Source organism: Streptomyces sp. NPDC040410 (genome assembly GCF_055595715.1).
Genome location: NZ_JBVIVK010000034.1, coordinates 1 through 12,320, shown reverse-complemented (window position 1 = coordinate 12,320; position 12,320 = coordinate 1). Strand labels below are relative to the sequence as shown.

Genomic DNA, 12,320 nt, shown 5'->3' with positions numbered 1-12,320 from the left:
ATGTCGGTCTTCGTGTCGCCGTGACTCTCCCGCCGCTGCCCGGTCCTCGCGCTGAGGGTCCCCGAAGCCGCTTGCGGCACGCCACAGCCCGACGCAACGGCGGTCGCGTCCCCAGGCGGCCAGCGCGCAGTCCCGTTCACCTACGCCGCCGTCACCGAACGCGGCGACGGTTCGTACTCCGTGTCCCGCCACGCGCCCGGCGTCCGCTCGGTGACCGGGTGCTCCGACGGCCGGCCGGTCGACCACGGCGGCGCCGAGGAGCCCGTGACAGCGGCCCGCGGCCCACTGGCCCGACGAAGGGTCCGGGGCCCGGCGGCCGGGTGCCGACCGGGCCGCGCAAGGCCTGCTGACGGACTGAAGCCTGATTCCCGTAGCCAAACACGTATCGATGAACGACCGCCCTGCCGATTGTTCGAAAGGCACGACATGACAGAGACCGAAATCCGCCTCTCCGGGTCGCAGCCCCCGTCCTTCCCTCAGGACCGGACCTGCCCGTACCAGCCGCCGAAGGCCTACACGGAATGGCGGGGCGAGAGCCCGCTGACGCAGGTCACGCTGTTCGACGGCCGACCGGCGTGGCTGATCACCGGGCACGCCGAGGGACGGGCGCTGCTCGTCGATCCCCGGCTGTCCTCCGACTGGGGTCACCCGGTCTTCCCCGTCGTCGTCCAGCGCACCGAGGACCGCGGCGGGCTCGCCTTCCCGCTGATCGGCGTCGACGATCCCCTGCACGCCCGGCAGCGGCGCATGCTGATCCCCAGCTTCGGCGTCAAGCGCATGAACGCCATCCGTCCCAGGCTTCAGAGCCTCGTCGACCGGCTCTTGGACGACATGCTGGCGAAGGGGCCGGGCGCGGACCTGGTGTCGGCGTTCGCCCTGCCGGTGCCCTCCATGGCGATCTGCGAGCTCCTCGGCGTCCCGTACGGCGACCACGACTTCTTCGAGGAGTGCTCCCGCAATTTCGTGGGCGCCGCGACGTCGGCGGAGGCCGACGCGGCCTTCGGCCAGCTGTACACGTATCTGCACGGCCTGGTCGGGAAGAAGCAGGCCGAGCCTGAGGACGGCCTGCTGGACGAGCTGATCGCACGCCAGTTGGAGGAGGGCGAGCTGGACCACGACGAGGTGGTCATGATCGCACTGGTCCTGCTGGTGGCCGGCCACGAGACCACGGTCAACGCGATCGCCCTCGGAGCCCTCACGCTCATCCAGCACCCCGAGCAGACAGACGTGCTGCTCCGCGACCCCGGTGCGGTATCGGGAGTCGTCGAGGAGCTGCTGCGGTTCACCTCCGTCTCCGACTACATGGTCCGGATGGCCAAGGAGGACATCGATGTCGGCGGCGAGACGATCAAGGCCGGGGACGCGGTGCTGGTCTCCATCATGCTGATGAACCGCGACGCCACGGCGTACGAGAACCCCGACATCTTCGACGCCCGGCGCACCGCACGTCACCACGTGGGCTTCGGCCACGGCATCCATCAGTGCCTGGGGCAGAATCTCGCCCGCGCCGAGCTCGAGATCGCCCTTGGCACGCTCTTCGCCCGCATCCCGGGCCTGCGGCTGGCCGTACCCCTGGACGAGGTGCCCATCAAGGCCGGTCACGACGCCCAGGGCCCGATCGAGCTCCCCGTCACCTGGTGAGGGCCCGGGCGCAGGGAACGGAAGGAAGGGAGGCGGGCCACGCCATGCGCATCACCGTCGACCGCGACCGGTGCATCGGCTCCGGCCAGTGCGTCATGACGGCACCCGGCGTCTTCACGCAGGACGACGACGCGCTGGTCGCCCTGGTCCCGGGACATGAGGACGGGGCGGGGGACCCGCGTGTGCACGACGTCCCCATGGCCTGTCCGGTGCAGGCGGTCGCGATCTACGAGGATTGAGCGGCATGGGCCGTCGGCTTGGGGTCCGCACCCGCGCGAGCGGTGGCTCCCCGGGAGCCGGGGCCAGGGCCACCGCTTGCTGGAATCCCGCAGCGGCGCATCACGGCCGAACCGGATGTCAAGCGACGCGGCAGAGCACGGGGCCACCGCGCTCATCGGCCGGAGCCGGGCCCGTCCCGTCCTGGGCCCCGGCCCGTGAGCGCGTCGTCGGCACCGTGGCCCAGCAGTTCGTGGAGCAGCGGGGTCGCGGGCAGTGCCGGGTGGAGGTACACGCGCTCGCGGCGTTGCTCGACGGCGGCCAGCAGCATCCGGAAGGTAGTCCTCGCCTCCTCGATCCGCCCGCCGTGATGTTGCGCCTGGCCCAGCAGGCCCAGGTGGAGCGGGTGGCGTAAGTACGTCCTGGACTGGCCTAACTCGGCCAGCGAGCTGTGCATGAGGGCGAGGCCGTCGTCGTGATCTCCCGCGTGCACCAGGCCCCACCCTTTGACGACGCCCAGCATCGCCTTCCAGTAGAGAAGTCCGTGTTCGCCCGCGACGCGGACGCCCTCGTCGCTCGAGGCGAGTGCGGTGCGGGCGTCACCCTCCCACGCCGCCACGACCCCGTCCACGTACAGCGCGAAGGAGCGGTCGGACGGCCTGTTTTCGTACTCGGTGAGGCTCAACAGCTCACGTCGGCGCGTGCCGGCGGTCTGCCGGTGTCCAAGGAGCCAGTGGGTGAAGGTGTCGTAGGAGCGGCAGGAGACGCGCGGGTCGTGCTGGTAGGTACGCGCCAGCGCGAGACCCTCGTTGGCGAAACGATCCGCCATGCCGACGCCGCGCTCCAGTTCGGCGAGCGCCTGCGGCAGCATTCCGCGCACATGCAGCACGATGCCTTCGCCGTACGCCGCACCGAGCGCCGCCACGGGTTCCAGGGTCTGCCGCGAGATGTCCCGCAGCAGGCCGGAGAACTGCCGCGAGGCGTCGTAGCGGCCGGTGACCAGGTATGCCGCGCACAGCGCCCAGAGCACTGACGGGTCCTCGGGGGAATGAGTGGCCGTGCTGAGGGCGCGCCCGCGCGTCAGTGCCGCCTCGGCCTCGGGGTGGCCGAAGCCGCGAGTGTTGGCGAGTACGTGGCCGAGTTGGATGTGCAGCTTCTGTTCCAACCTCACGATGGCGGGATCGTCCGGTGGCAGGAAGCCGACCAGGTGCACCGCGCGGCGCAGCCAGATCTCCACCTGCTCGTACGCCATGCACTGCTCGGCGTGTTCCGCGGCGAGCAGCAGCCGAGGCAGCACCTCGGCGGCGGGCAGCGCACGCTTGGCGTGCCAGCTGTGATGTGCCACCCGCTCGATCTCCTCGTCCCCCACTCGCCCGCGCCTGCGTGCGCTCAGCGCGTCGGCGACCCTGGCGTGCAGGCGGTGGCGGTCCTCACGGGGGAGCTCGTCCACGAGCGTCTCCTGGACCAGGGCGTGAGCGAAGTGCAGCCGCCCCGGATGGTGCGGGTCCTCCCCGAGCAGCCCGGCACGGATGGCGGACTCGAGACCCGCGATGACCGGTTCGTCGGGCGTGGCGGTCCGGTGCAGCAGGTCGGTGTCCACCTCGGCGCCGATGACGGCGCACAGTCGAAGCACCCGCAGGACCGGCTCGGGCAGCGCGGCAAGGCGCTGGTGCAGAGCCTCGCGTACGCCGGTGGGAATGTGGGTCAGGAGCGCGTCAACGGCGTCCGGGCGATGGAGTTTACGCGCGTCCCCCACAAGGGAGAGAAGCTGCATCACAAAGTACGGGTTGCCAGCGCTGCGCCGGTGCAGCACCTCGACAACCTTCGGGTCCACTCCAGACCCCGCATGTGCCTCGACGAGGGCGCCGACGGCCTGCAGGGAGAGCCCGCAGAGCCGCAGCGTCTCGGTCCTGGGGCCGCGTAGCACGTCGGAGACCATCCGGCGCAGCGTTACGTCCGACTCGGCCTCGAACTTCCGGGCCGTGAGCACGATGCCGAGCGGATGGCCCTGGCAGCGGGTGCTCAGTAGCCTGAGCAGGTCGAGGGAGGCGGTGTCCGCCCATTGCAGGTCTTCGAGGAGCAGCACGAGCGGCTGTTTCCCGGCGAGGGCGAGCAACACCTCACAGACCGCGTCGTGGGCGAGGAAGCGGGCCTGGCACCAGTCGGAGGCCCATTTCGGGCCTCCGGTCCGGGCCGCCGACCGCTCGGGCATCAGTGGGGCGAGCAGGGCGCCGTACGGTTCCGTCGCCTCGCGAAAGGCATCCGGCCGGGTGGCGGACAGCCGCCGCAGGATCTGGGTCCACAGCCAGTAGGCGGGGACGCCTTCGCCGGGGAAGCAGTGGCTCCAGACCACCTCCAGTCCGGAGCCCCTCTCATGCGCGGCCATGCTCTCCAGACGTGCCGCAAGTTCCAGCAGCAGGCGGGTCTTTCCGACTCCTGGGGGGCCGAGGACGCCGGCCACATGGCCGTGGCCCACGACCGCGCTCGCGGCTGCGGTCGTCAGGCGGTCGAGCTCCTGGCTGCGGCCGGTGAACAGCGAAGGCGCAGCGGTCCACCCCGACTCGAACTCCCGGGATTCGCCGGCCCCCGGAGCGGCTGCCGGCTCGTGCTCCGGCCCGGGTACAAGCCGCCACCGGGCTGGCCCGGCTTGCGTGCCGGCGGCAGCCGCCCGCGCACCCGGCGGCACATGGGTTCGCGCCTCCGGGCGCGCGTCGGTCCCCGTGATCCCCTCGCGTTCGACGGCCGCGCCGCAGTCGTCTGTCCCGTTGGCGTCGTTGGTTGCCACCGCCCGGCCGTGCCCCCGGGCCGTGACGGCCGTCCTACCGTTTCCGGAGCCCTCAAAGTTCCGTACTCCGCCGTCACCCGTCTCGTTCATGACGAGCGGGACATGTGACGCTCCGGTGGACTCAAGTGGTGCGGGAGACAGCTTCTTCGAGTGGGCGCTCGCTCTCGGCTCCTGGCGCAGGATCGTGTTTCTGACCCGGCGTAGTTCGGCTGCGGTTTCCACGCCGAACTCCTCGACCAGATGACTGCGCGTCCGCTCATACACCTCAAGCGCCTCGGCCTGCCGTCCGAGCCGGGACAGTGCCGTCATGAGGTGGCCGACAAGCCGCTCCCGCGTGGGATGACGGCGCGCCTCCCCGTCCAGATCGGCGGCGACCTCTTCGGCCGCGCCGAGAGCCAGCCGCGCCTCCGCGCAGGACTCCACGGCGGTGAGCCGGATCTGTTCGAGTCGGGTGCACTCGTCACTGAGCGGCGGATGGCTGTCGAACTCCGCGTAGGGCGAGCCGCGCCACAGCCCCAAGGCCTCGGTGAGCCGGGCACGCGCGGTGCGCGGATCGCGCTGTTCCAGGAGCCGCCGTCCGTCGGTGACCAGACGCTCGAAGCGGCAGGCATCGACCTGCTCGGGATCGAGATCGAGGACATAACCGGGCGTCCGATGACGCAGCACCGAAAGTTGGCCTGTTCCCGCCTTTGTGTGCAGGGCCCGGCGCAGATGAGAGACATGGCTTTGGAGTGTGGCGACGGCGTGACGGGGCGCTCCGTCACCCCACAGTTCCTCGATGAGCAGTTCGGTGGGCACCACGCGGCCAAGGCGGATGAGCAGCAGGGCGAGCAGTGTTCGCCGGCGTGGCGGGCCGAGCGGCAGGTCATGCCCGTCGTGTCGTGCCGACATGGGCCCCAGAACGCTCAGTATGAGCTCAGCCTGGCCGGTAGTTGTGGGTGACACGTTTACGGACGGAGGTAAGGGCATGACGGTCCCCATCGTGCTCGCGGTACGGCTGGCTGACGGACGGTTTCGGGCTGGCTGATCTCACACCGTCCCCTGCGGATCCTGGCATAGAGAAGGCGCCTTCCAAGCTGGAGATCCATCGATTGGCAAGAAAGCGGCAGGTGTTCGGCAAGGATTTCGACAGGCGGTCCGGAAAACGATGGCGGACGACGGCAAGGGGCCGCCAGCGGCTCGACCAGGACCCCGCAAGGGCGGTGACGCACGATGTTCAGCATCTGGAGATACCGCTGGTCCCAGGGCCGACGACGCCCCTGCTGACGGCCTTCACGGCCGCTCACCAGTCTCCGAACTTATTTCGCCCAAGTTTCCTGAGGGAGCCCTCTCTTGCTGAGTCCAGCACCTGCATCTCCGGGCCTGTGCATGGCGAGCCTCGATAAAACCCTGACCATCCAGCAGGCGAACCAGGAGTTCTTCCGGCAGTTCAACGACTCGTCCGAGGACATATGCGGCCGCAATTTCCGTGACGTGCTGCACCCGAGCGTGCAGCAGCCGCTGGTGCGCCAATTCTCCAATTTACTGGAAGGGAGGCACCAGCGATTCGTGACGCCCGTCATTGCCGTGGGGCCTGGCGACGAGTCCGCCTTCACCGTTCCGCTCACCGCGGTCGCGGTACGCGGTGGCCTGCCCGACACGACCGCGATCCTGGTCATGATGCCCACGGCCGGTGACGCCGAGCAGACACGTGTGGTGACCAAACGCAGGAAGATCCTCTCCGCGATGGACGCGCGCATCCTCGAAGGCATCGCCGCCGGTGTCTCCACCGTCCCCTTGGCAGCCAGCCTCTACCTCAGCCGGCAGGGCGTCGAGTACCACGTGACCTGCCTGCTGCGGAAGCTGAAGGTGCCCAACCGTGCCGCGCTGGTCTCCCGCGCCTACTCCATGGGCGTGCTCAAGGTCGGCACCTGGCCGCCCGAGGTCGTGGACGACTTCGTCAAGTGAGACGGCATGGGGCCCGCGCCGGGCGCCCGCTCGCGCCGGTGGCCGTGGCAGCGTTCACCCGGGCCGAACGCACGGTCGCCGGACTCGCCGCCCACGGAGTGCCCGGCAGGCACATGGCGGAACGCCTCGAGTGAGTTCGCGCGCCGTGGAGAAACGCCTCACCAGTGCCCACCGCGAGCTCCCGGGAGCCGGACGGTCCGAACCGGCCGCGTCCTCCCCTCTGCCGGCCCCGCCGGCGCCTGGAGGCACCAGTGAGCGCTGCCCGCGCCCGGGAGCGGGCCGTACCCTGACGCCCGCTTCCGTACCCCCGGGCAAGCGAAACTCCGGGCCCGGCCACCACAGGGCCAGCCCGCCCGATCCGGAATCCGGCGACGGCCTTTGCGCGGTCTCCGCACGGTCCGTTCCGCCCCGGGCCGCGCCGCTCCGGCCGGCCTTCCGATTCAGCTTTCCTCTCCCTCGAAGCTCAGGAGACACAGCGTGATTGCACACCAGCCTCTGTCGCGCCGCCGCATGCTCGGCGTGGCGGCCTTGGGTGCCGCCGCACTCGCGGGGCAGACCACGATCACCGCCGCTCCCCGGGCGGCTGCTGCCAGCGCAACAAGTGGTTCCGGCGGCACGTTCGTCCCCGCCGTCGTGGTCGGCACCGGTTACGGCGCGGCCGTCTCCGCCCTGCGTCTCGGCGAGGCAGGGGTCCCCACCCTGATGCTGGAGATGGGTCAGCTGTGGAACCAGACCGGTCCGGACGGCAACGTATTCTGCGGAATGCTCGCGCCCGACAGACGCTCCAGCTGGTTCAAGACCCGCACCGAGGCCCCGCTCGGCTCCTTCCTGTGGCTCGATGTCGCCAACCGGGACATTGATCCCTACGCGGGTGTACTGGACCGGGTCAACTTCGACCAGATGTCCGTGTACGTGGGACGCGGTGTCGGCGGCGGTTCGCTCGTCAACGGCGGCATGGCGGTCACGCCCCGGCGCTCGTACTTCGAGGAGGTGCTGCCCCAGGTGGACGCCGACGAGATGTACACCAAGTACTTCCCGCGCGCGAACTCCACCCTCCGGGTCAACGACATTGACAAGAGCTGGTTCGAGCAGAGCGAGTGGTACACGTTCGCGCGTGTCTCGCGCCGGCAGGCCTCGAATGCGGGGCTGAGCACCACCTTCGTGCCCAACGTATACGACTGGGACTACATGCGCCGTGAGGCGGACGGCGCGGTGCCCAAGTCCGCGCTGGCCGCCGAGGTCATCTACGGCAACAACCACGGCAAGGTCTCACTCGACAAGAGCTACCTGGCGGCCGCCCTGGGCACCGGCAAAGTCACCATCGAGACCTCGCACGAGGTCAAGACGATCCGTCAGCAACCCGACGGCACGTACCTTCTGACCGTCGAGCAGAGGGACACCTACGGCAAGCTGCTCCGGACCAAAGAGGTCTCCTGCCGCCACCTCTTCCTCGGCGCCGGCAGCCTCGGCTCGACCGAACTGCTGCTGCGTGCCCGGGAGACCGGCACCCTCCCGAACCTCAGCCCCGAGGTCGGCGGAGGCTGGGGCCCCAACGGCAACATCATGACCGCCCGCGCCAACCACATGTGGAACCCCACCGGCACCAAGCAGTCGGCGATCCCCGCCCTCGGCATCGACGACTGGGACAACCCGGACACCCCCGTCTTCGCCGAGATCGCCCCCCTGCCGGCGGGTGTCGAGACCTGGGTCAGCCTCTACCTGGCCATCACCAAGAACCCGGAGCGCGGCACCTTCGTCTACGACGCCGCCAAGGACCGGGCGGACCTGCGCTGGACCCGGGAGCAGAACGCGCCCGCGGTCGCAGCCGCGAAGTCGCTGTTCGACCGCATCAACAAGGTCAACGCCACCATCTACCGGTACGACCTCTTCGGCAAGCAGATCAAGGCCTTCGCCGACGACTTCTGCTACCACCCGCTCGGCGGCTGCGTCCTCGGCAAGGCCACTGACGACTACGGCCGCGTCGCCGGATACAAGAACCTCTACGTGACCGACGGCTCACTCATCCCCGGCAGCATCGGCGTCAACCCGTTCGTGACCATCACGGCGCTGGCAGAGCGGAACGTCGAGCGCATCATCAAGGAGGACGTCGCGGACTCCTGACGAGCGGTGGGCGGGGCCCGCTCGCGCCTCGCCGCTTCTCCTCCCGGCGAACGCCCCGCCACGGTGGGGCCGGCCGAACCGAAACCGAAAGGGAACGATTCAGTGAACTCCCCGCTCACCGAGGACAACGGCGCCTGGATCCGCAGGTTCCACCCGCGCCCCGACAGCCGCGTCCGCCTGGTCTGCCTGCCCCACGCGGGCGGCTCCGCCAGCTTCTACTTCCCCGTGTCCCGGTCCATGCCCGACAGCGTCGACGTGCTGTGCGTGCAGTACCCCGGCCGCCAGGACCGCCGCACCGAACCTCTCCTGGACTCCGTACCGGCGCTCGCCGACAAGGTCTACGAGGCCCTCCTGCCCTGGACCGACCGGCCCATCGCCCTGTTCGGCCACAGCATGGGCGCCTCCCTCGCCTACGAGATCGCCCGACGGCTGGAGCAGGAGCGGGGCATCACGCCCGCCACCCTCATCGCCTCCGGCCGCCGCGCCCCGTCCACGCACCGCGACGAGACCGTCCACCTGCGCGACGACGACGGCCTCGTCGCCGAGATGCGCGGCCTCAGCGGCACCAACCCCCGACTGCTGGGCGACGAGGAAATCCTGCGCATGATCCTCCCGGCCATCCGGGCGGACTACCGCGCAGCCGAAACCTACACCTGGGAACCGGGGGCGCCCCTGCGCTGCCCCGTGACCTGCCTCGTCGGCGACGACGACCCGAAGGTCACCTTGGAGGAGGCCGCCGCCTGGTCCGGGCACACCGACGGCCCGTTCATGCTGAAGGTCTTCCCAGGCGGCCACTTCTTCGTGGCCGAGCACCAGACGGAAATCGTCCGCCTCATGGCCACCCAGTTGGGTGCCGGTCGTTGAACCGCCCCGGGTTCTGGGGAGATCTCGTTGGTTGCTGTGAGCTGGGGTTTGCGAGGGGTGGGTGTGGTCGCAGAAGACGCGCATGAAGGCGGCGAGGTCCTCGTACCTGTCGTGGCTGCCGGGGATCGCGCAGATGGGTGCCGGATGGTCATCGTAGGGCCGGAACAACTCGGTGCCGCAGTCGTCCGCGCTGCCGGCGGGGCAGATCACGTCACTGGCGATGACCGCGAACCGAACGGAGCGGTCAGCCGACCGGCTTCGAGGGGGCGCCTGGGCAGCGGTGGAGCACCACCAGGAGTCGCCTCGACCGCGTCTGGTTCAGTGCCGGAAGGTAAAGGTCGGCAGTGCCCTGTCCAGCCAGCGGGGCATCCACCAGTTGGCGTTGCCGAAGACGGCCAGGGACGCCGGCACGATCAGCATGCGCACGATCGTCGCGTCGAGGATCACGGCGATGGCCAGCGTGATGCCAAGCTCCGTGGGCGGGATCGGGCCCGTGACACCGAAGGCCACGAACACGATGACCATGATGACAGCCGCGTTCGTGATCGGCCGTCCGGTGGCCGCGATGCCATCCCGTACCGCAGTACGGGTCTCGCCGGTCTGCTCGTACTTCTCACGTATCGAGGCCAGCAGGAACAGCTGGTAGTCCATCGACAGACCGAAGAGAATCGCGAAGAAGAACACCGGAGCCCAGGCGTTGATGAAGCCCTGGGACTCGATGCCGATCAGCGAGGCGCCCACGCCGTGCTGGAAGATGACCGAGGCGATGCCGAACGCCGCTCCGACAGTGAGCAGGTTCATTACCACCGACACCAGCGCGATCACCACACTGCGGAAGACGATCAGCATCATCAGCAGCGACATCACGAGCACCAGCGCGATGATGCCGGTCGCGGACGCTGCTAGTGCCTCGGTCATGTCGTGGTTCTGCGCCGCCGGTCCGCCCACCAGGGAACCGGGTGCCGCCCTGTCGAGTCTCTCTCGCAGATCGGCTACGAGGCCGGAGGTGCGTGCGTCGTCGATGGCTGTCGTGGGCGTGATGCGGACGACCGTACGGCCCGAGTCCGCGGGCCCGGCCGCCACCTCGGCGTGCTGGACACCGCCCATGTTCTTGGCGGTGCTGACGACCTGCGCGGCCTGCTTGCGGGGAGTGGTGACGTACATCGCGGCGCCCGCGCCGGGACCGAACGCGTCGATGAGGGTCTCGTAGCCGTCGCGGCTCGAGTACCCGGTGTCCACCACGCGCGCGCCAGGCATACCCAGTTCGACACCGGCGACCGGAGCGGTCAGCGCGCCGAGCAGGAGCAGTCCACCGATCAGGCCGACCGCGGGGCGGCGGACGACGCGGTCGGACCAGCGGCCCCAGCGGGCCTCACTGCGGCCGCCGGGCTTGGCGCGGCCGCGTAGTACCCGTGCGCCGAGGGCCGCGAGAACCGCGGGCAGCAGGGTCAGGGCGGCGGCCACAACGACGACGACGGCGAGGATCATGCCGAGCGCCATGGAACGGAACACCATCACCGGAAGCAGGAACAGCGCACCCAGTGCCATGACCAGGGCAAGGCCGGACAGCACGATCGCCTTGCCGGAGGTCGCCAGGGTCGTGGCGAGCGCGGTCTCGGTGTCGATGCCCTTGGCGCGCTCGGCGCGGTAGCGGGTGATGACGAACAGGCTGTAATCGATACCGAGTGCCATCCCGATCATCATCGAGAAGTTCATCGACCACACGGACAGCGGGCTGACCATGGTGACCAGGTGCAGTGCGCCGTAGGCGCCCGCGATGCCGACGATCGCCAGCATCATCGGCATCCCGGCGGCGACGATGCTGCCGAACACCACCACGAGCAGCACCATCATGGGCAGGCCGGACAGGAGTTCGGCCTTGAGCATGGCCTTTTCGTTGGACTCGTTGAAATCGGCCCACACCGGCCACTCACCGGTCACGTCCGCACTCGCGCCTGCGGGCAGCTCGGCCTCGCTCACGGCCTCACTGACCTTCCCCGCGGCCCGGGGCAGTTCGGCCTCCTCGTCTGCGTTCAGGTGGACGGGGACCAGAGCCGTCCGGCCGTCCTCACTGACGAGCCCGGCGGACGGCGGTCGCTCGCGCGGGTCCGTCACTTTGCTGACTGACGCCGAACCTTCCACCTGCCGGATCACGGCATCGACCGCGGCATCCCGCTCACTCCCGCCGGGCACGTGGACCACGACGACCGCGGCTTCGGTGCCCAACTCGGCGAAGTCACGACGCAGCTCGGCGCGGACCTTCTCGCTCTCGGACCCCCGGGCGTTCCAGCCGGCACCGGACAGGGCGCCGTTCAGCGTGGCAGCGAGCGGAGCGGCGGCCAGCACGATCACAAGCCAGACCAGCATCACCACCTTGCGGCGCTCCACCATGACGGCGGCGGTGCGATCGGCGAGGCTGCGCCGGCGTTTGTCCGGCGGATCGTGTTTGTGGACGAGGGCGGACCTGCCGATGGACATGTGGAAGACCTCCGTTGGTGATGGTGCGGCCCGAGAACGCCTGGGACAGGCCCCGGACGAACAAGGGGCGGTGCGTGCGCGTGGCTGCGCGGCCGGGGGCGAAGCGGGCTCAGGTGCGGGGAGTGTGTGCGGGCCCGGTGGCCCAGGTGAACTGGGCCACTGGGCGGGCCTGTATGAGGGGGTGAGGTGCGGTCAGGCGTCCTGCTGGCTTGTGGTCCATTGGGTCAGCCACTGTTGTTCGTCGTGCTGTTTGGCGTGGTGCAGTTCC

General features: G+C 69.8%; 8 protein-coding genes. 6 read left to right on the top strand and 2 right to left on the bottom strand.

Annotation, left to right across the window (positions count from 1 at the left end; translation table 11 throughout):
• The first annotated feature begins 426 nt into the window (after nt 1–426).
• Nucleotides 427–1,641 carry a cytochrome P450 gene (locus ACZ562_RS36105; RefSeq protein ID WP_471188408.1) on the top strand — a complete coding sequence of 405 codons (1,215 nt, stop codon included), beginning with the start codon at nt 427–429 and terminating at the stop codon, nt 1,639–1,641.
• Between the two features lie 44 nt (nt 1,642–1,685).
• A complete protein-coding gene (locus ACZ562_RS36100) occupies nt 1,686–1,880 on the top strand; it encodes a ferredoxin (RefSeq protein ID WP_471188406.1) in 195 nt (64 codons plus the stop codon).
• Nucleotides 1,881–2,032: 152 nt separating this feature from the next.
• Here ACZ562_RS36100 and ACZ562_RS36095 read toward each other — a convergent pair whose 3' ends face one another.
• Nucleotides 2,033–5,533, bottom strand: a complete 3,501-nt coding sequence (locus ACZ562_RS36095; RefSeq protein ID WP_471188403.1) for a BTAD domain-containing putative transcriptional regulator — start codon at nt 5,531–5,533, stop codon at nt 2,033–2,035.
• A 477-nt stretch (nt 5,534–6,010) separates the two neighbouring features.
• Between ACZ562_RS36095 and ACZ562_RS36090 the strand changes: the two genes are divergently transcribed.
• From ACZ562_RS36090 to ACZ562_RS36075, 4 genes are all read left to right on the top strand, one after another.
• Nucleotides 6,011–6,589 (top strand): LuxR C-terminal-related transcriptional regulator, encoded by a 579-nt coding sequence (locus ACZ562_RS36090; protein ID WP_471188401.1) that lies wholly within the window; start codon nt 6,011–6,013, stop codon nt 6,587–6,589.
• Nucleotides 6,586–6,723: a hypothetical protein gene (locus ACZ562_RS36085; RefSeq protein ID WP_471188398.1), complete on the top strand. Its 138-nt coding sequence runs from the start codon at nt 6,586–6,588 to the stop codon at nt 6,721–6,723. The genes ACZ562_RS36090 and ACZ562_RS36085 overlap by 4 nt, the downstream gene beginning before the upstream one ends.
• 376 nt (nt 6,724–7,099) lie before the next feature.
• Nucleotides 7,100–8,710, top strand: a complete 1,611-nt coding sequence (locus ACZ562_RS36080) for a GMC oxidoreductase (RefSeq protein WP_471188424.1) — start codon at nt 7,100–7,102, stop codon at nt 8,708–8,710.
• Between the two features lie 102 nt (nt 8,711–8,812).
• Nucleotides 8,813–9,574, top strand: coding sequence for a thioesterase II family protein (locus ACZ562_RS36075; RefSeq protein WP_471188396.1), 762 nt, complete (start codon nt 8,813–8,815; stop codon nt 9,572–9,574).
• A 318-nt stretch (nt 9,575–9,892) separates the two neighbouring features.
• On the opposite strand, the gene ACZ562_RS36070 is transcribed toward ACZ562_RS36075, so the two are convergent.
• Entirely contained in the window at nt 9,893–12,052 is a 2,160-nt protein-coding gene (locus tag ACZ562_RS36070; protein WP_471188393.1) for an MMPL family transporter, read from the bottom strand.
• Between the last annotated feature and the right edge of the window lie 268 nt (nt 12,053–12,320).